Origin of the sequence: Streptomyces sp. MAR4 CNX-425 (assembly GCF_048656465.1) — a bacterium.
Lineage (GTDB): Bacteria > Actinomycetota > Actinomycetes > Streptomycetales > Streptomycetaceae > Streptomyces.
On the sequence record NZ_JBMDLF010000009.1, the window covers coordinates 287,040 to 307,875 of the forward strand.

A 20,836-nucleotide genomic window follows, 5' to 3' on the forward strand; every position below is an offset into this window, starting at 1 on the left:
GGTCCCGCCACCCCCGCGGCCGGCGTTTCGCCGTGGCCGCACCCGATGCGGGGTGTGATCGTGTTGACCGTCAAACTATTTGGTGAGACGCTTGAAGCCCCGCGCACCCTAGCTGTTTGTGCCATGGGCAGACACGCGGGTGCGAATCCCTCACGACCCACACCGCTCGGTCGGTCACTCAGTGTGGAGGACCTTTCATCATGGCAAAGGCGCTTCTCGGTTACGTCGGCGGCTCTGACCCGCGACTCCTCGCCGAGATGCGACGGCTGCAGCAGCGTGTCCAGGACCTGGAGTCGGAACTCGTCCGCGTCCAGGCCGAGAACGACATGCTCGCCGCCGCCGCTGCTCACAACAGCGAGTCACTGCTCGACGTATCCCAGGCGGAGCCTGCGCTCACCTGACATTCCCGCACCATCCGTCAGGTCTGCACCTCAACCGCTTGAGATAACTGTCAAGGGACGCTTAACGGCGTCCCTTCGTCGTTTCTCCACCGGTCTCACGGATCCCCGAGCAGGGAACCCGTCCCCGAAGCCGGCGCACCGGGGTGATGCTCAGTAATTGATGTGCCCCGGCGGTTACCCAGTGAAACCGGCTTGCGCGATAGAGTCTCCGGCACATGTTTCGTCGCCGGAGGAGAGCTCGCCAGTGCACTTGAAGGGCCTCACGCTCCGGGGGTTCAAATCCTTCGCCTCCGCCACCACCCTCCGCTTCGGGCCGGGTATCACCTGCGTCGTCGGCCCGAACGGCTCCGGAAAGTCCAACGTGGTGGACGCGCTGTCCTGGGTGATGGGGGAGCAGGGGGCGAAGTCCCTGCGGGGCGGCAAGATGGAGGACGTCATCTTCGCCGGCACCACCGGCCGCCCGCCGCTCGGCCGCGCCGAGGTCTCGCTCACGATCGACAACTCCGACGGCGCGCTGCCCATCGACTACTCCGAAGTCACCATCACCCGGACGATGTTCAAAGGCGGCGGCAGCGAATACCAGCTCAACGGCGACACCTGCCGCCTCCTCGACATCCAGGAACTCCTCTCCGACTCCGGCATCGGCCGCGAGATGCACGTCATCGTCGGCCAGGGCCAGCTCGACTCCGTCCTGCACGCCGACCCCTCCGGCCGCCGCGCCTTCATCGAGGAGGCCGCCGGCGTCCTCAAGCACCGCAAGCGCAAGGAGAAGGCGCTGCGCAAGCTGGACGCGATGCAGGCCAACCTCGCCCGCGTCCAGGACCTCAGCGACGAACTGCGCCGCCAGCTCAAGCCGCTCGGCCGGCAGGCCGCCGTCGCCCGCCGCGCCGCCGTCATCCAGGCCGACCTGCGCGACGCCCGGCTCCGGCTGCTCGCCGACGACCTCGTCACCCTGCGCGCCGCGCTCGCCGCCGAGATCGCCGACGAGGCGGCGCTGAAGGAGCGCAAAGAGGCCGCCGAGGCGGAGCTGGCCGCCGCCCGCACCCGCGAGGCCGCCCTGGAGGAGGAGGTACGCGCCCTCACCCCCCGGCTCACCGCGGCGCAGGGCGCCTGGCACGAGCTCGGCCAGCTCGCCGAGCGCGTCCGCGGCACCGTCAGCCTCGCCGACGCCCGCGCCAAGCACGCCACCGCCGCCCCCGAGGAGGAGCGCCGCGGGCGCGACCCCGAGGACCTGGAGCGCGAGGCGCAGCGCATCCGCGAGCAGGAGGCCGAGCTCGAAGCCGCCCTGGAGGCCGCGCAGCTGGCGCTGGAGGACACCGTCGCCCACCGCGCCGAGCTGGAGCGGGAACTCGCCGCCGAGGAGCGGCGGCTGAAGGACGCCGCCCGCGCCGTCGCCGACCGCCGCGAACGGCTCGCCCGGCTCAGCGGCAAGGCCACCGCCGCCCGCGGCCGCGCCGCCTCCGCGCAGGCCGAGATCGACCGGCTCGCCACCGCGCGCGACGAGGCCCGGGAGCGGGCCGCGGCCGCCCAGGAGGCGTACGAGACGCTGCGGGCCGAGGTCGACGGGCTGTCCGCGGACGACGGCCGGCTGGCCGACGAGCAGGAGGCGGCGAAGAGCGCGCTGACCGCCGCCGAGGCCGAGCTGACCGCCGCCCGCGACGCCGCCGCCGAGGCCGAGCGCGCCCGCGCCGCCACCACCGCCCGCCGCGACGCCCTCGCCCTCGGGCTGCGCCGCAAGGACGGCACCGGCACCCTGCTCCAGGCCCGCGACAAGCTCACCGGCGTGCTCGGCCCCGCCGCGGAACTGCTCACCGTCGCCCCCGGGTACGAGGTCGCCGTCGCCGCCGCCCTCGGCGCCGCCGCCGACGCCCTCGCCGTGACCGGCCCCGCCGCCGCGGCCGACGCGCTGCGGCTGCTGCGCAAGCACGACGCCGGGCGGGCCGCGCTGCTGATCGGCGACGCCCCGTACGAGCCGCAGCCCGACGGCGCGCTCCCGCCGGGCGCCCGCCACCTCGCCGCGCTCGTCACCGGCCCCGACCCGCTGCTGCCCGCCGTCCGCCGGCTGCTGGCCCGTACCGTCCACGTCGCCACCCTGGAGGAGGCCGAGGAGCTGGTCGCCGCCCGGCCGGAGCTGACCGCCGTCACCGGCGAGGGCGACGTCTTCGGCGGCCACTTCGCCCACGGCGGCTCCGCCGGCGCCCCCAGCCTGCTGGAGGTGCAGGCGTCCGTCGACGAGGCGGCGGCCGAGCTGACCGAGCTGGACGGCCGCTGCGCGCGGCTGGCCGAGCGGCAGGAGGCCGCCGCCGCCCGCCGCGCCGAGTGCGCCGCGCTCGTCGAGGAACTGGGCGGCCGGCGCAGCGCCGCGGACCGCGAGAAGTCCCGCGTCGCCGGCGAGCTGGGCCGCCTCGCCGGCCAGGCCCGCGCCGCCGCCGGCGAGGCCGACCGCAGCACCGCCGCGGCCGCCCGCGCCGAGGAGGCCCTCGCCCGCGCGCACGCCGAGGCCGAGGAGCTGGCGGCGCAGCTGGAGACCGCCGAGGAGGAGGCCGGCGCCGCCGACGACGGCGACGACGGCTCGGACACCTCCCTGCGGGACCGGCTCGCCGCCGACGGCGCCAACGCCCGGCAGACCGAGATGGAGGCCCGGCTCCAGGTCCGTACCCACGAGGAGCGCGTCAAGGGACTGGCCGGCCGCGCCGACGGGCTCGACCGCGCCGCCCGCGCCGAGCGCGAGGCGCGCACCCGCGCCGAGCGGCGCCGCGCCCGGCTGCGCCACGAGGCGGCCGTCGCCACCGCGGTCGCCGCCGGCGCCCGGCAGCTCCTCGCGCACGTCGAGGTCTCCCTCGCCCGCGCCGAGGAGGAGCGCGCCGCCGCCGAGCAGGCCCGCGCCGCGCGCGAACAGGACCTGGGGCGGCAGCGCCGGCTCTCCCGCGAGCTGGCCGACGAGCTGGACAAGCTGACCGACTCCGTCCACCGCGGCGAGGTGCTGGGCGCGGAGAAGCGGCTGCGCATCGAGCAGCTGGAGGGCCGGGCGCTGGAGGAGCTGGGCGTCGAGCCCGCCGACCTGGTGGCGGAGTACGGGCCGGACCAGCCGGTGCCGCCGTCGCTGCCCGCGGAGGGCGAGGAGCTGCCCGAGGACCCGGAGCACCCGCGCAACCAGCCGCGGCCGTACGTGCGCGCCGAGCAGGAGAAGCGGCTGAAGGCCGCGGAGCGCGCGTACACCAAGCTGGGCAAGGTCAACCCGCTGGCGCTGGAGGAGTTCGCGGCGCTGGAGGAGCGGCACAAGTTCCTCACCGAGCAGCTCGACGACCTCAAGCGCACCCGCGCCGACCTGCTCCAGGTGGTCAAGGAGGTCGACGAGCGCGTCGAGCAGGTCTTCACCGAGGCCTTCCACGACACCGCCCGCGAGTTCGAGGGCGTCTTCTCCCGCCTCTTCCCCGGCGGCGAGGGCCGGCTGGTCCTCACCGACCCGGACGACATGCTCCACACCGGCGTGGAGGTGGAGGCGCGCCCGCCGGGCAAGAAGGTCAAGCGGCTGTCGCTGCTGTCCGGCGGCGAGCGGTCGCTGACGGCGGTGGCGATGCTGGTGGCGATCTTCATGGCCCGGCCGAGCCCGTTCTACGTCATGGACGAGGTCGAGGCCGCCCTCGACGACACCAACCTCCAGCGTCTGGTGCGGCTGATGCAGGAGTTGCAGCGCACCTCGCAGCTCATCGTGATCACGCACCAGAAGCGCACGATGGAGGTCGCCGACGTCCTCTACGGCGTCTCCATGCAGGGCGACGGCGTCTCCAAGGTGATCAGCCAGCGGCTCAGCTGAACCGGCCGGTCCGCTCCGTTACGGGCCCGAAGCGGGCGGGGGTGCCGCGCACACCGCGCGGGCGGGCGATACTGGGGGCGTTATGGACATCATCCTCATCGTCATCGCCATTGCCGTCGTCGCAGTCCTCGCCGCGGGCGGCCTGGTCGTCGGCTCCCGCCGCCGGAAGCAGGTCACCCCGCCGCCGCCGTCGCCCGGCGCCCGGACCCCCGCCGAGCCACAGGTCGGCGACGAGGCGGGGGAGCCCAGCGACGAGCGGCGCCGGACCATCGAGGAGGTGGGCCTGCCCGACGAGGGCGCCCCGGCCGGCACCGCCGTCGCCGAGCCGCCGGAGCCGGTGGCGCCGCCGGAGCCGGAGGTCCCCGCCCCGTCGGCGGGCCGGCTCGTACGGCTGCGCGCCCGGCTGGCCCGCTCGCAGAACTCCCTCGGCAAGGGGCTGCTCGGCCTGCTCTCCCGCGAACACCTCGACGACGACACCTGGGAGGAGATCGAGGACACGCTGCTGACCGCCGACGTCGGCGTGCAGCCCACGCAGGAGCTGGTGGAGCGGCTGCGCGAGCGCGTCAAGGTGCTCGGCACGCGCACCCCCGAGGAGCTGCGCACGCTGCTGCGCGAGGAGCTGCTGACGCTGGTCGGCACGGACGCCGACCGTACGGTCCACACCGCCGAGTCCGTCGGCCCCGAGGGGGCGGAGGTGCCGGGGATCGTGCTGGTCGTCGGCGTGAACGGCACCGGCAAGACCACCACCACCGGCAAGCTGGCGCGGGTGCTCGTCGCGGACGGCAAGTCCGTGGTGCTCGGCGCCGCCGACACCTTCCGGGCCGCCGCCGCCGACCAGCTCCAGACGTGGGGCGAGCGGGTCGGCGCCCGTACCGTACGCGGGCCGGAGGGCGGCGACCCGGCGTCGGTCGCGTACGACGCGGTGAAGGAGGCGATCGACGAGGGCGCCGACGTGGCGCTCATCGACACCGCCGGGCGGCTGCACACCAAGACCGGGCTCATGGACGAGCTGGGCAAGGTCAAGCGGGTGGTGGAGAAGCACGGGCCGGTCGGCGAGGTGCTGCTGGTGCTGGACGCGACCACGGGGCAGAACGGGCTGGTGCAGGCGCGGGTCTTCGCGGAGGTCGTGGACATCACCGGGCTGGTGCTGACGAAGCTGGACGGGACCGCCAAGGGCGGCATCGTGATCGCGGTGCAGCGGGAGCTGGGCGTGCCGGTCAAGCTCGTGGGCCTGGGCGAGGGCGCGGACGACCTGGCGCCGTTCGAGCCGGAGGCGTTCGTGGACGCGCTGGTCGGCGACTGAGCCGGACGCGGGCCGGTCCGCGCGGCGCCGGGGCGGGCCCCGGCGCCGCGGCGTTGCTCCCGCGGGCGGCGCTCCGCCGCGGCATTGCCCCGGCCCGCCGTTGGTGTCAGCCGGAGCGGAGCCAGCAGCTCTGCGCGTAGGCGAGCGTGCCCAGCAGCAGCCGCGCCGGCGGCGGGCCGCCCGCCGTGTCCAGCGTCGGCGGCCGCAGCCAGCGCACCGGACCGAGACCGCGCAGGTCGCAGGGCGGGGCGAGCAGATGGTCGCCCCGCCCGAGGCCGCGCAGGTCGAGCCGGGCGCCGTCCCAGCCCATGCGGTACAGCAGCCGGGGCAGCTCGGCGGCGGCGCCGGGGGCGACGAAGAAGTGCGCCCGGCCGTCCGGGGCGACGCTGACGGGGCCGAGCGGCAGCCCCATCCGCTCCAGCCGGGGCAGCGCCCGCCGCCCGGCGGCGGCGCTGACCTCCAGGGCGTCGAACGCCCGGCCCACCGGGAGCAGCACCGCGGCCCCGGGCGGGTCCGCCCAGGCGTCCGTCACCTCGTCCAGCGGGGTGCCGGCGGGGACCGGGCGGGCGTCGGGCAGCGGATGCTCGCCGGGGGCGGGGCAGACGGCGCCCGCGGCGCAGGAGCAGACGCGCCCGCCGCCGGGGGCGCGCACGAGGGGCGCGCCGGGCAGCACGTCCCAGCCCCACAGCCCGGTGTACTCCGCCACGGCCGTCGCCGGATGTCCGGCGGACGTACGGGCGCGCCGGACGGACCCGATGTCGCGTCGGCCGCGGATGCCGCCGATCGTGAAGCCCATGCCCCCTCCAACTGCTCGCGGTGCGATGGGTTACCGCACCCGTCTCACTCACAGCAGTTTGCTGGTAACACTGTGTTGTCGGGGAGGAGTGTCCGGGGTGTGATGGCGCGCCCGGGGGTAGCGTGGCCCGCGGCGCGCGCCCGGCCGAACACCACTCCGCCTCTTGCGGTGTCGTCCCTCGTCAAGTCAACCGCGCGTCCGAGACGCGGTGTTCACTCGTAGGGGTGGCGAATGGTGGCGTTTCCTGAATCACGCTCGCGGAACGGTGATCGTAGGATTACTTTCGGTGCCAGCGGCGGCGGCATGCGACATGTGGATATGCCAACGGCAGGGATTCCCGACGGGCTTGGGGGGCTCGGGTTCCGGGGATAATCCGGGGCACCACGACGGCCGAGGCGGGATGGGGGCGTTGGAGTTGGACGGCACGGGCGGCAGCCGGACCGGTGCCGGCGGCGCGGGCAAGAGCCCCAACGAGGAGCTGACCTCCTGGTTCATGCGCAGCGGCTGGTCGAAGGGCGAGCTGGCCCGCCAGGTCAACCGCCGCGCCCGCCGGCTCGGCGCGCACCACATCAGCACCGACACCTCCCGCGTCCGCCGCTGGCTCGACGGCGAGCAGCCGCGCGAGCCGATCCCGCGGATCCTCTCCGAGCTGTTCTCCGAGCGCTTCGGCTGCGCCCTGGGCGTCGACCAGCTCGGCCTGCACGCCGCCCGCCCCCGCCCCGCCGTCTCCGGCGTCGACCTGCCCTGGACCGCCGCGGAGACCGTCGAGCAGATCGGCGAGTTCACCCGCGGCGACCTCATGCTGGCCCGCCGCGGCTTCCTCGGCACCTCGCTGAACGTCGCCGCGGGCCCCGTGCTCGTCGAGCCCATGCAGCGCTGGGCGCAGCCCCCCGCCGCCCCTGCGCCCGCCGCGCCGCCGGCGCCCCCCGCCGCCTCCGCCGCGCCCGCCCCCCTCCGGCTCTCCGGCCCCGAGCTGGACCTGCTGGAGACCACCACCGCCAAGTTCCGCCAGTGGGACGCCCAGTGCGGCGGCGGCCTGCGCCGCAAGGCCGTCGTCGGCCAGCTGCACGAGATCACCGACCTGCTCCAGGAGCGGCCCCCGCCCGCCGTCGCCGGGCGGCTGTTCCGTATCACCGCCGAACTCGCCCAGCTCGCCGGCTGGATGAGCTACGACGTGGGCCTCCAGCCCACCGCCCAGAAGTACTTCGTCCTCGCCCTGCACGCCGCCAAGGAGGCCGGCGACCCGCCCCTCGGCGCGTACGTCCTGTCCAGCATGGCCCGCCAGATGATCCACCTCGGCCGCGCCGACGACGCCCTGGAGCTGATCCACCTCGCGCAGTACGGCAGCCGCGACAGCGCCACGGCCCGTACCCAGTCGATGCTGTATGCGATGGAGGCCCGCGCGTACGCCAACCTCGGCCGCCCCGACCGCTGCCACCGCGCCGTCCGCACGGCCGAGGACTACTTCACCGACATCGACCACGGCCGCGCCGAGCCCGACTGGATCCGCTTCTTCTCCGAGGCCGAACTGCACAGCGAGAACGCCCACTCCTACCGCGACCTCGCCTACGTCGCCGGCCGCAGCCCCACCTACGCCGCCCTCGCCCGGCCCGTCATGACGCGCGCCGTCGAACTGTTCGCCGCCGACGCCGAGCGCCGCCGCTCGTACGCGCTGAACCTCGTCGGCCTCGCCACCGTTCACCTGCTGGAAGAGCAGCCCGAGCGGTGCGCCTCGTGCGCCGGCGAGGCCCTGACGGTCGCCCGGCAGGTGCGCTCCGAACGGGTCAACACCCGGCTGCGGAAGACCGTCGACAACGCCGTCCGCAGCTACGGCGCCGTGGGCGAGGTCGCCGACCTCGCCGACCGGCTCGCCCGCGAGCTGCCGGAGACCCTGGAAGCCGCCGGCTGACCGCGCCCGCGGCTTCCAGGCCACCCGGCCCGTCCCCCGGACGGGCCGCCCCCGTGATGCGGCCCCGAGAATAACCGTGCCGCCCCGCGCCCACGCGCAGTTCACCGCCCCGTAACACCCCCGAGGTCTTCGTCACGCCCCCGAAACACCCGGGGGCGGTGGCGGAAACCCCGTTACGCGAACCTCTTGCGCATTCCGGCCCCCACCCGTCGGCCCACCCGGGCCCCGCACGGGCCGACACGCTTAAGGAGACGCGACGTTGAATGGCGCTGATACCGCATTCGTCCTGATCAGCGCGGCGCTGGTCATGTTGATGACGCCCGGTCTTGCCTTCTTCTACGGGGGCATGGTCCGGGTCAAAAGCACCCTGAACATGCTGATGATGAGCTTCATCTCGCTCGGCGTCGTCAGCGTCCTGTGGGTGCTCTACGGCTACAGCCTCACCTTCGGCGACGACATCGGCGGAGGTGTCCTCGGCAACCTCGACCACGTGGGGATGGCGGAGATCACCCCCGACACCCTGACGGGCGGCGACGAGGGCATCCCGGTGCTGGCCTTCGCGGCCTTCCAGCTGATGTTCGCCATCATCACCCCGGCCCTGATCAGCGGCGCCCTCGCGGACCGGGTGAAGTTCACCGCCTGGACCCTCTTCGTCGCCCTGTGGGTCACGGTCGTCTACTTCCCCGTCGCCCACTGGGTCTGGGGCCCGGACGGCTTCATCGGCCTGAACGGCGACATCAAGGCCATCGACTTCGCCGGCGGCACCGCCGTGCACATCAACGCCGGGATCGCGGCGCTGGCCGCCGTCCTGGTGGTGGGCAAGCGCATCGGCTTCAAGAAGGACCCGATGCGGCCGCACAACCTGCCCTTCGTGCTGCTGGGCGCCGCGCTGCTGTGGTTCGGCTGGTTCGGCTTCAACGCCGGCTCCGAGCTGGCCGCCGACGGCGTCGCCGCGACGATGCTCTTCAACACCCAGGTCGCCACGGGCGCCGCGGTCGTCGGCTGGCTGATCTACGAGAAGGTGCGCCACGGCTCCGTCACCATGCTCGGCGCCGCCTCCGGCGCCATCGCCGGGCTGGTGGCCATCACCCCCTCCGGGGCGTCCGTGAACGCCGTGGGCGCCCTGGCCGTCGGGGTCGGCGCGGGCGTCGTCTGCGCCTGGGCCGTGGGCCTGAAGTACAAGCTGGGCTACGACGACTCGCTCGACGTCGTCGGCGTCCACCTGGTCGGCGGGATCGTCGGCACCCTGGCGATCGGCTTCTTCGCCATCGACGACGTCGGCCTGTTCTACGGCGGCGGTCTGGAGCAGCTCGGCCGGCAGGCGGCGGGCGCGGGCGTGGTGCTCGTGTACACGTTCGCCGTCACCTGGCTCCTTGCCAAGGGCATCGACCGGCTGGTGGGCTTCCGGGTCGGCGAGGAGGAGGAACTCGCGGGCGTCGACCGGTCGCAGCACGCGGAGAGCGCGTACGACTTCAGCGGGGTCGGCTCGGCGGCGTCGGCGGCGCCGGTGCCGGGTGCCGCGGGTACGGAGAGGGCGGCCGCGCCGGCGGCCGCGGAGAAGAGGGTGGACGCGTGAAGCTCATCACGGCAGTGATCAAGCCGCACCGGCTGGACGAGGTGAAGGAGGCGCTCCAGGCCTTCGGGGTGCAGGGGCTGACGGTCACGGAGGCCAGCGGGTACGGCAGGCAGCGCGGGCACACCGAGGTGTACCGGGGCGCGGAGTACACCGTGGACCTCGTACCGAAGGTGCGGATCGAGGTGCTGGTGGAGGACGACGACGCCGAGCAGCTGGTGGAGGTCGTGGTGAAGGCCGCGCGGACCGGCAAGATCGGCGACGGCAAGGTGTGGAGCGTGCCGGTGGACACGGCGGTGCGCGTACGGACGGGCGAGCGCGGCCCCGACGCGCTCTGACCTCGCGGTCGGCGACCCCCGGCCCGCGCCCGGCCCGCCCGCGGCGGGCCGGGGCGCGGGCGGACCAACTGGCGGGAGTACGTGGGTGACGGAGACCGGACGAGAACAGCCGGGCGGACGACCGGGCGAGCCCGTACGCGCGGGCGGGGAAGCGGCGCAGGCCGGACCCCGGCCGGGCGCCCCGGGGGCGTCACGGGGGGCGCCCCCGGGAGGCGCGCACGCCGGCGGTGGCGCCGGCGGGGCGGCGGGGCCGGTCCCCGGAGCGCCGGGGGAGCGCGCGCGGGTCGCGCCCGGCGGTCGGGCCGTGGCGCGGGTGGACGGCGCGGCGGGTGAGCCCGCGGCGGACGCGCTCGACGGGGGCACGGCACCGGGGGCCGCGGACCCGGCGCCGGGAGGCCCGGGCGGGGGCGGTACGGAGCCGGGTGAGCGCGCTGCGGGGGCACGGGCGGCCGCACGGGGCGACGCCGGTGTCGATGGCGCACCACCCGGGGCGTACGCGCCGTCCGTCGCGCCGGAGTCCGGCGAACCCGGCGCCGCGCAGGCCGGGGAGACCTACGCCGCGGCCCGCGTGCGGCTGCTCGGCACCGAGGGCGGCGCCGCCCGGCGGGCCGCGCTGGCGCGGGCCACCGACCGGTGGCTGGCCGGGCTGTTCCACGGGGCGACGGGCGGCGACGGGCCCGGCGGACCCGCACGGCGTCGGGACGGCGACCGCGGGCGCCGCGGGCGCGCCGAGTCCGGCGACGGGGCCGCCGCAGCCGGTGACGCCGACGGAACCCCCGCCCCCGGCCCGTCCGGCGACGTCCGCGACCCCGGCGACGTCCGCGTCCCCGGTGACGGCCGCGTCTCCGTTGACGGCCGCGTCCCTGGCGACGGCCGGGTCCCTGGCGACGGCCGCGACCCCCGCGTCCCCGGCGACCTCCGCGCCTCCGGGGACGCCCTCACCGTCCGTGGCGACCTGCGGCCCCACCGCCCCGGAGACGTCCGTCCCACCCGCGTCGCCCCCGGTGACGGCCGCGTCCCTGGTGACGGCGGCGCCCCCGGCGACGTCCACGGCGCCCGTGACGGCCGCGGCGTCCGCGGTGTCGCGCTTCTCGCCGTCGGTGGCTACGGCCGCGGCGAGCTGTCCCCCCGTAGCGACCTCGACCTGCTCCTCCTCCACGACGGCACTCTCCGCCCCGCCGCGCTCGCCGCCCTCGCCGACCGCCTCTGGTACCCCGTCTGGGACATGGGCCTCGCCCTCGACCACTCCGTCCGCACCCCCGCCGAGGCGCTCAGGACCGCCGGCGAGGACCTCAAGGTCACCCTCGGCCTCCTCGACGCCCGCCACCTCGCCGGCGACGCCGCGCTCACCGCCGCGCTGCGCACCGCGGTCCTCGCCGACTGGCGCAACCGCGCCGCCCGCCGCCTCCCCGAGCTGCGCGAACTCGGCCGGGAGCGCGCCGAGCGCCACGGCGAGCTGCAGTTCCTCCTGGAGCCGGACCTCAAGGAGGCCCGCGGCGGCCTCCGCGACGCCACCGCCCTGCGCGCCGTCGCCGCCTCCTGGCTCGCCGACGCCCCCCGCGCGGGCCTGGACCGCGCCCGCGCCCGGCTCCTCGACACCCGCGACGCGCTGCACCTGACCACCGGCCGCGCCACCGACCGCCTCGCCCTCCAGGAGCAGGACCAGGTCGCCGAAGCGCTCGGCCTCCTCGACTCCGACACCCTCCTGCGTGAGGTCTACGAGGCCGCCCGCACCATTGCGTACGCCACCGACGTCACCTGGCGCGAGGTCGACCGCGTCCTGCGCGCCCGCGGCGGCCGGCGCGGCCCCGCCCGCCTGCGCGGGCTCCTCGGCGGCGCCCCCCGCTCCGCCCGGCGCGGCCCGGCCGCCCGCACCCCGCTCGCGGACGGCGTTGTCGAGCAGGACGGCGAGGTCGTCCTCGCCCGTACCGCCCGCCCCGCCCGCGACCCCGTGCTGCCGCTGCGCGCCGCGGCGGCCGCCGCGCAGGCGGGGCTGCCGTTGTCGCTGCACGCCGTGCGGCTGCTGGCCGCGCAGGCGCCGCCGCTGCCCGTGCCGTGGCCGGACGAGGCGCGCGAGCAACTGGTGACGCTGCTCGGCGCCGGCGCGGCCACGGTGCCGGTGTGGGAGAGCCTGGAGGCGGCGGGGCTCGTCACCCGGCTGCTGCCCGACTGGGAGCGGGTGCGCTGCCGCCCGCAGCGCAACCCCGTGCACCGCTGGACCGTCGACCGGCACCTCGTCGAGACGGCGGTACGCGCCGCGGCGCTGACCCGCCGCGTCGGCCGGCCGGACCTGCTGCTGGTCGCCGCGCTGCTGCACGACATCGGCAAGGGCTGGCCGGACGGCCCCGGCGGGCACAGCGTCACCGGCGAGACCATCGCGCGCGACACGGCCCGCCGCATCGGTTTCCCCGCCGCCGACGTCGACGTCGTCGCGGCTCTCGTCCGCCACCACCTGCTGCTCGTGGAGACCGCCACCCGCCGCGACCTGGACGACCCGGCGACCGTACGGCTCGTGGCCGACGCCGTCGGCGGGCGCGGCACGCTGGAGCTGCTGCACGCGCTCACCGAGGCCGACGCGCTGGCCACCGGGCCGGCGGCGTGGAGCACCTGGCGGGCGGCGCTGGTCGCCGACCTGGCCCGGCGGGTGGACGGCGCGCTGGCCGGGGGGCGGGCCGGCGGGCCGGTGGGGGAGCGGGCCGTACGGGTCCCGGGGGCGGAGGAGGAGCGGCTGGCGGTCGAGGCGTGGCGTACGCGTGGACCGGCGCTGGCGGTGCGGGCGAGGGCCGAGGAGCCGCCGGAGCCGGACGCGGGCGGGACGGCGGACGGGGGCGCGGGCGGTACGGAGCAGGCCGGTCCGCTGCCGCTGGGCGTGGAGCTGCTCGTGGCCGTCCCCGACCGGCCGGGCGTCCTGCCGGCGCTCGCGGGCGTACTGGCGCTGCACCGGCTGACCGTACGCACCGCGGAGCTGCGCCCCCTGCGGCTGCCCCCGGGCGTGGCCGACGCCGCCCCGCCCGCGCCGGAGACCCCGCAAGGCACCCCGCCCCCGGCGTCCGCCGCTGCCCCGACCGCCCCTGCCGACCCTGCCGACCCTGCCGCCCCCGAATCAGCCCCCCACGTCCTCCTCCTCACCTGGCGCGTCGCCGCCGAGTTCGGCTCCCTCCCCGCCCCCGACCGCCTCCGCGCCGACCTCCTGCGCGTCCTCGACGGCACCCTCGACGTCCCCGCCCGCCTCGCCGAGCGGGAGCGGGCGTACCGCCCGCGGCGCCGCGGCACCCCCGCCCCGCCGCCCCGCGTCACCGTCGCCGCCGGCAGCTCCGAGCTGGCCACCGTCATCGAGGTCCGCGCCCAGGACGCCCCCGGTCTGCTCCACCGCATCGGCCGCGCGCTGGAGGCGGCCGGCGTGCAGGTGCGCGGCGCGTACGTCAGCACCCTGGGCGCCAACGCCGTCGACGCCTTCTACGTCACCGACGCCGCCGGCCGCCCGCTCGCGGATCCGGCGGCCGGCGCGGTGGCGCGGGCGGTGGAGGCGGCGCTGAGCGGCTGAGCCGGGCGTGCGCCGCCCACCGTCCTGCCCGGGCTTTGCCCCTGGCGAGGTTGTTTGTCCCGCGCGCCGGATACCCTAGAGGGCGCGATTGCCTCCGCCCCCGACCTGAGGACCGACGAGCGCCGTGTTCGACACTCTTTCCGACCGCCTGGCGAGTACGTTCAAGACCCTCCGCGGGAAAGGCCGGCTGTCCGAGGCGGATATCGACGCCACCGCGCGGGAGATCCGCGTCGCCCTTCTGGAGGCGGACGTCGCGCTGCCCGTGGTGCGGGCCTTCATCAAGCAGGTCAAGGAGCGCGCGCTGGGCGCGGAGGTCTCCCAGGCGCTCAACCCCGCCCAGCAGGTCATCAAGATCGTCAACGAGGAGCTCGTCGGCATCCTCGGCGGCGAGACCCGCAGGCTCCGGTTCGCCAAGAACCCGCCGACCGTGATCATGCTCGCCGGGCTCCAGGGCGCGGGCAAGACGACCCTCGCGGGCAAGCTCGGCACGTGGCTGGCGGGCCAGGGCCACACGCCCATGCTCGTCGCCGCCGACCTCCAGCGCCCCAACGCCGTCAACCAGTTGCAGGTCGTCGGCGAGCGCGCGTCCGTCGCCGTCTTCGCGCCCGAGCCGGGCAACGGCGTCGGCGACCCGGTGCGGGTCGCGAAGGACTCGATCACCCACGCCCGCGACAAGCAGTACGACGTCGTCATCGTCGACACCGCCGGACGGCTCGGCGTCGACGCCGAGATGATGCAGCAGGCCGCCGACATCCGGGACGCGGTCGGCCCCGACGAGATCCTCTTCGTCGTCGACGCGATGATCGGCCAGGACGCCGTCAGCACCGCGGAGGCGTTCCGCGACGGCGTCGGCTTCGACGGCGTCGTGCTCTCCAAGCTCGACGGCGACGCGCGCGGCGGCGCCGCGCTGTCGATCGCGCAGGTCACCGGCAAGCAGATCATGTTCGCCTCGAACGGCGAGAAGCTGGACGACTTCGACGCGTTCCACCCGGACCGCATGGCGTCCCGCATCCTCGGCATGGGCGACATGCTGTCGCTGATCGAGAAGGCGGAGCAGACCTTCAGCCAGCAAGAGGCCGAGAAGATGGCGGCCAAGCTGGCGAAGGGCCCGAAGGAGTTCACCCTCGACGACTTCCTGGCCCAGATGGAGCAGGTCCGCAAGATGGGCTCCATCTCCAAGCTGCTCGGCATGATGCCCGGCATGGGCCAGATGAAGGAGCAGATCAACAACCTCGACGAGCGGGACGTGGACCGTACCGCCGCGATCATCAAGTCGATGACGCCGGGGGAGCGGCACGACCCGATGATCATCAACGGCTCCCGCCGGGCCCGTATCGCGCGCGGCTCGGGCGTCGAGGTCAGCGCGGTGAAGAACCTGGTGGAGCGGTTCTTCGAGGCGCGCAAGATGATGTCGAAGATGGCCCAGGGCGGCGGCGTCCCGGGGATGCCGGGCATGCCCGGGATGCCGGGCGCGGGCGGTGGCGCCGGCGGCAAGCGCAAGGGCAAGCAGCAGAAGAAGGCCAAGGGGCGCCAGCGCAGCGGCAATCCGATGAAGCGCAAGGCCGACGAGCAGGCCGCGGCCGAGCGCCGGGCGGCCGGCGCGGGCAGCCCGTTCGGCGGCGGCGCGGACGAGTCCCCGCAGGACTTCGAGCTGCCGGACGAGTTCAAGAAGCTGCTCTGACGGCGCCCGCCGGGCGGGCGGCGGGCGGCCCGTAAACCGGTACCTTCCGCCCGTGGCCCGCCCTACGATCTCCGCCATGGCAAAGGCACCCGTACTCACCCCCCAGGCGGACGACTTCCCGCGCTGGTACCAGGACCTGATCACCAAGGCCGAGCTGGCCGAGAACGGCCCGGTGCGCGGCACGATGGTCATCCGACCGTACGGGTACGGGCTGTGGGAGCGCACGCAGCGCGAGATGGACGACCGGATCAAGGCGGCGGGCGCGCAGAACGCGTACTTCCCGCTCTTCATCCCGCAGTCCTACCTGGCCCGGGAGGCCGAGCACGTCGAGGGCTTCGCGCCCGAGCTGGCCGTCGTCACCCACGGCGGCGGCAAGGAGCTCCAGGAGCCGGTCGTGGTCCGGCCCACCTCCGAGACCATCGTCAACGACTACTTCGCCAAGTGGGTGCAGAGCTACCGCGACCTGCCGCTGCTCATCAACCAGTGGGCCAACGTCGTGCGCTGGGAGCTGCGGCCGCGCATGTTCCTGCGCACGACGGAGTTCCTCTGGCAGGAGGGGCACACCGCGCACGCCACCTACGAGGAGGCGCGCGCCTACGCGGCCCGTATCCAGCGCGACGTGTACGCCGACTTCATGGTGAACGTGCTCGCGGTCGACGTGCTCCCGGGCCGCAAGACCGCCGCCGAGCGGTTCGCCGGCGCGCTCAACACCCTGACCCTCGAAGCGATGATGCGCGATGGCAAAGCGCTGCAGATGGGCACCAGCCACGAGCTGGGCCAGAACTTCGCCCGGGCCTTCGGCACCCGGTACCTCGCCGCGGACGGCACCCGCGAGCACGTGTGGCAGACCTCCTGGGGCTCCACGACCCGCATGGTCGGCGGCATGGTCATGGTCCACGGCGACGACGCCGGGCTGCGCGTCCCGCCGCGGCTCGCGCCCGTGCAGGCGGTGGTGCTGGCGGTGAAGGACGGCGAGGACGTGCTCGCCGGGGTGCGCGAGGCCGCCGACCGGCTGGCCGCCGCGGGCGTACGGGTCCGGGTCGACGACCGCGTCGACGTGCCGTTCGGCCGGCGGGCCGTGGACTGGGAGCTCAAGGGCGTGCCCGTACGGGTCGAGATCGGCCCGCGCGACCTGGCCGACGGCACGGCGACGCTGGTCCGGCGGGTGCCCGGCACCAGAGAGCCGGTGGCGCTGGCCGCCCTGCTCGACGCGGAGGCCGCCCTGCTGCCGAAGATTCTTGAGGAGGATCAGGAACGGTTGCTGCGCGAGTCACGTCGAATGCGCGAGGACCGGACGACGGACGTGCGCACGGTCGCCGAGGCGGCCGAGGTCGCGGTGTCCGGCGGCTGGGCCCGTATCCCGTGGGCGGACCTCGGCCCGGAGGGCGAGGCGAAGCTGGCGGAGCGGGCCGTGTCGGTGCGCTGTCTGGTGACGGCGGACGGGGCGGTGCCGGGGGCGGACGACGAGCCCGGTACGCTCGCCGTCGTCGCCCGGGCCTACTGATCGTCCGGGGGGCTCGGGCCGCCCCGGGGGAGGGCGGTCCGGGCGCGGCCGGGAGGCCGCCGGGACGCACGGTGCGAACGTCGCATGCCGGTGCGCAAGCGGTCACGTACGGCTTTGTTGGGACCTGATCATTTAAGTGGCACACATCCACAGATCAGCGCAGGCGCCCCCATCCCCACCGCATCATTGTGAACTGACGGGTAGATGCAAATTATTTGGGATGCCGGGAATCGGAACACCGGAGGCACTCCGCTCGTTAGTCCCGACGTGAGCACGACACCACTTGTACTTGCCGCGGAGCTGGCAGCCGCGTGGGCCGAGATTCAGCGGTACCACCCCGAGCTGCCGGACCTCGCCGCCCCGGAATCACTGATCGGGGAGTCCTCGTCCGCCTGCGGGGCGGAGCTGTCCTTCGAGCGACTCCTGCACGAAGCCGTTCACGGCATTGCCGCGGCCCGCGGGGTCAGGGACACCTCCCGGGCCGGCCGCTACCACAACAGACGTTTCCTCGCCATCGCGGAGGAGCTGGGCCTCGACCACCCTGACGAGCCCCACCCCTCCAGCGGTTTTTCCCTGGTCACCCTCACCCCGGCCGCCAAGAAGCGCTACCGCGCGGCCGGCGAGCGCCTCCGCAAGGCGCTGCGCGCGCACGACGCGGCCACCGCCGCCGACAGCCCGCGCAGCTTCCGCGGTCCCGCGGCCCGGCACGGGTCGTCGGGCGGCGGTGTGCGGGTGAAGGCCGTGTGCGACTGCGGACGGAACGTCCGCGTCGTGCCCTCGGTCCTGGCCCAGGCCCCGATCGTGTGCGGCGGCTGCGGCAAGCCGTTCCGCATCCCGGAGACCGCCGCGGCGGCCTGACCCCGGCCGCGCTCCCGATCGCCCCACCCCCCTCGCCGTACCGCCCGGCCGGCGTGCCCTCGCGGGCACCCGCGGGCGGTATGAGGCGTGCGACGACGCGGCAGGGCGGACAGCGGCGTACGACGGCGTGCGGGAGCGCGCGACGGCGCGTCACAGCGCGTCACGGCGCACGTGGGCGGCCGCGGAGCCGTCGGAGCCGTGTGGCACAATGGTGAGCTGAACTCGACAGCCGCACAGGACCCCTCTCTCCTCCGGCTGGCGCGTCCATCGGGCGCCAGGGCACTGCAACCCCACGCAGCACCTCGGTCCGCCCAATCACGTCAACTTCAGGAGACACCACTCCCGTGGCAGTCAAGATCAAGCTGAAGCGGCTGGGCAAGATCCGGTCGCCGCACTACCGCATCGTCGTCGCCGACTCGCGCACCCGCCGTGACGGCCGGGCCATCGAGGAGATCGGGCTGTACCACCCGGTCCAGAACCCCTCGCGCATCGAGGTCGACTCGGAGCGGGCGCAGTACTGGCTGGGCGTCGGCGCGCAGCCGACCGAGCCGGTGCTGGCCATCCTCAAGGTCACCGGCGACTGGCAGAAGTTCAAGGGCCTGCCGGCCCCCGAGCCGATGAAGGTCCCGGAGCCGAAGGCCGACAAGCGGGCCCTCTTCGAGGCCGCCGCCAAGGACGCCGCCGACGAGCCCAAGGGCAACGCGGTGACCCCCAAGGCGAAGAAGGCCGGAAAGTCCGACAAGGCCGAGAAGGCGGACAAGGCAGACAAGACTGACAAGGCCGAGAAGAAGGCCGACGCCGAGCCCGCCGAGGCCCCGGCCGAGGCCGCCGGGGCCTGACGATGCTCGAAGAAGCCCTTGAGCACCTGGTGAAGGGCATCGTCGACAACCCCGACGAGGTCGAGGTCAGCTCCCGCAACCTGCGCCGCGGGCGGGTGCTGGAGGTCCGGGTGCACCCCGAGGACCTCGGCAAGGTCATCGGCCGCAACGGCCGCACGGCGCGCTCCCTGCGCACCGTCGTCGGCGCGCTCGGCGGCCGGGGCATCCGCGTCGACCTCGTCGACGTGGACCAGGTCCGCTGACCCGCCGCCGCGGGGCACAGCGGAACAGTCGTCACCGGCACGGGCCGGGGAGGCCGCCAGGCGCCCCGGCCCGTCGCCGTACGCGGACACCCGGCCGCCCCCGCCCGCCCCGCACACCCGCGGCGGCGGCCCGGGGCGCAGCGGCCGGCGGCGGCCCCGTCGTACGAAGAGGAAGGCACCCGTGCAGCTGGTAGTCGCGCGGATCGGCCGCGCCCACGGGATCAAGGGCGAGGTCACCGTCGAGGTACGCACCGACGAGCCCGAACGGCGCCTCGCCCCCGGCGCCGTCCTGACCACCGACCCGGCGTCCGCCGGGCCGCTGACCGTCGCCGCCGGGCGGGTGCACAGCGGGCGGCTCCTGCTGCGCTTCGAGGGCGTCGCCGACCGCACCGCCGCCGAGGCCCTGCGCAACACCCTCCTCGTCGCCGACGTGGACCCCGGCCGGGCCCCCGAGGACCCCGAGGAGTTCTACGACCACCAGCTCGCCGACCTCGACGTCGTGCTCCGCGACGGCACCGCGGTGGGGCGCGTCACGGAGGTGGCGCACCTGCCGTACCAGGACCTGCTGGTCGTGGCGCGGCCGGACGGCGGCGAGGTACTGATCCCGTTCGTCGCCGAGATCGTGCCCGAGGTCGACCTCGACGCGCAGCGCGTCGTCGTCGAGCCGCCGCCCGGGCTGCTGGACGCGACCGGGGGCGGGGGATCCGCGTGAGGATCGACGTCGTCTCGATCTTCCCCGCGTACCTGGAGCCGCTGCGGCTCTCGCTCCTCGGCAAGGCCATCGAGCGCGGCCTGCTCGACGTACGCGTCCACGACCTGCGCCAGTGGGCCACCGACCGGCACAGCACCGTCGACGACACCCCCTACGGCGGCGGCCCCGGCATGGTCATGAAGCCCGGCCCCTGGGGCGCCGCCCTGGACGCCGTCGCCGGCTCCGGACCCGGCGACCCGGTGCTCGTCGTCCCCACCCCCAGCGGCCGGCCCTTCACCCAGGAGCTCGCCGCGGAGCTGGCCGCCGAGCCCTGGCTGGTCTTCGCCCCCGCCCGCTACGAGGGCATCGACCGCCGCCTGATCGAGGAGTACGCCGGCCGCCACCGCCTGCACGAGGTGTCCATCGGCGACTACGTCCTCGCCGGCGGCGAGGCCCCCGTCCTCGTCATCGCCGAGGCCGTCGTACGGCTGCTCCCCGGCGTCCTCGGCAACGCCGCCTCCCACCGCGACGACTCCTTCGCCCCCGGCGCCATGGCCGACCTCCTGGAGGGCCCCGTCTACACCAAGCCCCCCGACTGGCGCGGCCGGCCCGTACCCGACGTGCTGCTCAGCGGCGACCACGCCCGCATCGCCCGCTGGCGCCGCGACCAGGCGCTGCGCCGCACCGCCGAGATCCGCCCCGACCTGATCGAACGGGCCGCCCCCGGGACGTACGACAAGGACGACCGGGCGCTCCTCGCCGCACTCGGCTGGACCGAGGACGGCGCCGGACGATTTTGGCGTACGGGCGGCGACGTGGAAGAATAGGCGGCTGCTGCCTGCCGTCCGACGCGGCGCCCCTGCCACAGGGGGACATGACGTCCGTACGACGCTGCAGCACCCTCTGTCCCACCTCGGACTCTTGTCGATGACCTGTGGCATCGACGAAGAAAGCAGACGGCCATGAACCTTCTCGAAAGCGTCGACGCAGCCTCCCTGCGCAGCGACATCCCGGCCTTCCGGCCCGGCGACACGGTCAACGTGCACGTGCGCGTCATCGAGGGCAACCGCTCCCGTGTCCAGCAGTTCAAGGGTGTCGTCATCCGTCGGCAGGGCGCCGGGATCCGCGAGACCTTCACCGTCCGCAAGGTGAGCTTCGGCGTCGGCGTCGAGCGCACCTTCCCGGTGCACACCCCGATCGTCGAGAAGATCGAGCTCGTGACCCGCGGCCAGGTCCGCCGCGCCAAGCTGTACTACCTGCGCGAACTCCGCGGCAAGGCCGCGAAGATCAAGGAGAAGCGCGAGAGCTGACACGCCCGGTCCACGCGGACGAACGGCCAT

At 75.2% G+C, this 20,836-nt stretch carries 16 protein-coding genes; 15 read left to right on the plus strand and 1 reads right to left on the minus strand.

The window, feature by feature from the left end; translation table 11 throughout:
- Positions 1 to 200 precede the first annotated feature (200 nt).
- The 3 genes from ACHZ99_RS24870 to ftsY all read left to right on the plus strand — a co-directional run bounded on the left by ACHZ99_RS24870 (position 201) and on the right by ftsY (position 5,521).
- Positions 201 to 401 (plus strand): hypothetical protein, encoded by a 201-nt coding sequence (locus ACHZ99_RS24870; RefSeq protein WP_420306949.1) that lies wholly within the window; start codon positions 201 to 203, stop codon positions 399 to 401.
- Between the two features lie 244 nt (positions 402 to 645).
- Positions 646 to 4,218, plus strand: a complete 3,573-nt coding sequence (gene smc / locus ACHZ99_RS24875) for a chromosome segregation protein SMC (RefSeq protein ID WP_420306950.1) — start codon at positions 646 to 648, stop codon at positions 4,216 to 4,218.
- Positions 4,219 to 4,300: 82 nt separating this feature from the next.
- Positions 4,301 to 5,521: a signal recognition particle-docking protein FtsY gene (gene ftsY, locus ACHZ99_RS24880; protein WP_420306951.1), complete on the plus strand. Its 1,221-nt coding sequence runs from the start codon at positions 4,301 to 4,303 to the stop codon at positions 5,519 to 5,521.
- Between the two features lie 106 nt (positions 5,522 to 5,627).
- Here ftsY and ACHZ99_RS24885 read toward each other — a convergent pair whose 3' ends face one another.
- Positions 5,628 to 6,317, minus strand: coding sequence for a bifunctional DNA primase/polymerase (locus ACHZ99_RS24885; protein ID WP_420306952.1), 690 nt, complete (start codon positions 6,315 to 6,317; stop codon positions 5,628 to 5,630).
- Between the two features lie 400 nt (positions 6,318 to 6,717).
- Between ACHZ99_RS24885 and ACHZ99_RS24890 the strand changes: the two genes are divergently transcribed.
- The 12 genes from ACHZ99_RS24890 to rplS all read left to right on the plus strand — a co-directional run bounded on the left by ACHZ99_RS24890 (position 6,718) and on the right by rplS (position 20,806).
- Entirely contained in the window at positions 6,718 to 8,226 is a 1,509-nt protein-coding gene (locus ACHZ99_RS24890; RefSeq protein WP_420306953.1) for a hypothetical protein, read from the plus strand.
- Positions 8,227 to 8,485: 259 nt separating this feature from the next.
- Complete coding sequence (locus tag ACHZ99_RS24895) at positions 8,486 to 9,802, plus strand: ammonium transporter (protein WP_420306954.1); 1,317 nt, start codon at positions 8,486 to 8,488, stop codon at positions 9,800 to 9,802.
- On the plus strand, positions 9,799 to 10,137 hold the full coding sequence (locus tag ACHZ99_RS24900; protein ID WP_027771544.1) for a P-II family nitrogen regulator: 339 nt from the start codon (positions 9,799 to 9,801) through the stop codon (positions 10,135 to 10,137). The genes ACHZ99_RS24895 and ACHZ99_RS24900 overlap by 4 nt, the downstream gene beginning before the upstream one ends.
- Before the next feature lie 304 nt (positions 10,138 to 10,441).
- Positions 10,442 to 13,681, plus strand: coding sequence for a [protein-PII] uridylyltransferase (locus tag ACHZ99_RS24905; protein ID WP_420306955.1), 3,240 nt, complete (start codon positions 10,442 to 10,444; stop codon positions 13,679 to 13,681).
- 124 nt (positions 13,682 to 13,805) lie between these two features.
- Positions 13,806 to 15,362, plus strand: coding sequence for a signal recognition particle protein (ffh, locus tag ACHZ99_RS24910; RefSeq protein WP_420306956.1), 1,557 nt, complete (start codon positions 13,806 to 13,808; stop codon positions 15,360 to 15,362).
- Positions 15,363 to 15,438: 76 nt separating this feature from the next.
- A complete protein-coding gene (proS, locus tag ACHZ99_RS24915) occupies positions 15,439 to 16,866 on the plus strand; it encodes a proline--tRNA ligase (protein ID WP_420306957.1) in 1,428 nt (475 codons plus the stop codon).
- Between the two features lie 267 nt (positions 16,867 to 17,133).
- Complete coding sequence (locus ACHZ99_RS24920; protein WP_420306958.1) at positions 17,134 to 17,724, plus strand: hypothetical protein; 591 nt, start codon at positions 17,134 to 17,136, stop codon at positions 17,722 to 17,724.
- A 344-nt stretch (positions 17,725 to 18,068) separates the two neighbouring features.
- Positions 18,069 to 18,563, plus strand: coding sequence for a 30S ribosomal protein S16 (gene rpsP, locus ACHZ99_RS24925; protein WP_420306959.1), 495 nt, complete (start codon positions 18,069 to 18,071; stop codon positions 18,561 to 18,563).
- 2 nt (positions 18,564 to 18,565) lie between these two features.
- On the plus strand, positions 18,566 to 18,805 hold the full coding sequence (locus tag ACHZ99_RS24930) for an RNA-binding protein (RefSeq protein ID WP_027771538.1): 240 nt from the start codon (positions 18,566 to 18,568) through the stop codon (positions 18,803 to 18,805).
- Positions 18,806 to 18,986: 181 nt separating this feature from the next.
- Entirely contained in the window at positions 18,987 to 19,517 is a 531-nt protein-coding gene (rimM, locus tag ACHZ99_RS24935) for a ribosome maturation factor RimM (protein ID WP_420306960.1), read from the plus strand.
- Positions 19,514 to 20,323 (plus strand): tRNA (guanosine(37)-N1)-methyltransferase TrmD, encoded by an 810-nt coding sequence (gene trmD, locus ACHZ99_RS24940; protein ID WP_420306961.1) that lies wholly within the window; start codon positions 19,514 to 19,516, stop codon positions 20,321 to 20,323. Before rimM ends, trmD begins: the two co-directional genes overlap by 4 nt.
- 135 nt (positions 20,324 to 20,458) lie before the next feature.
- Positions 20,459 to 20,806, plus strand: a complete 348-nt coding sequence (gene rplS / locus ACHZ99_RS24945) for a 50S ribosomal protein L19 (protein ID WP_420306962.1) — start codon at positions 20,459 to 20,461, stop codon at positions 20,804 to 20,806.
- The last annotated feature ends 30 nt before the right edge of the window (positions 20,807 to 20,836 follow it).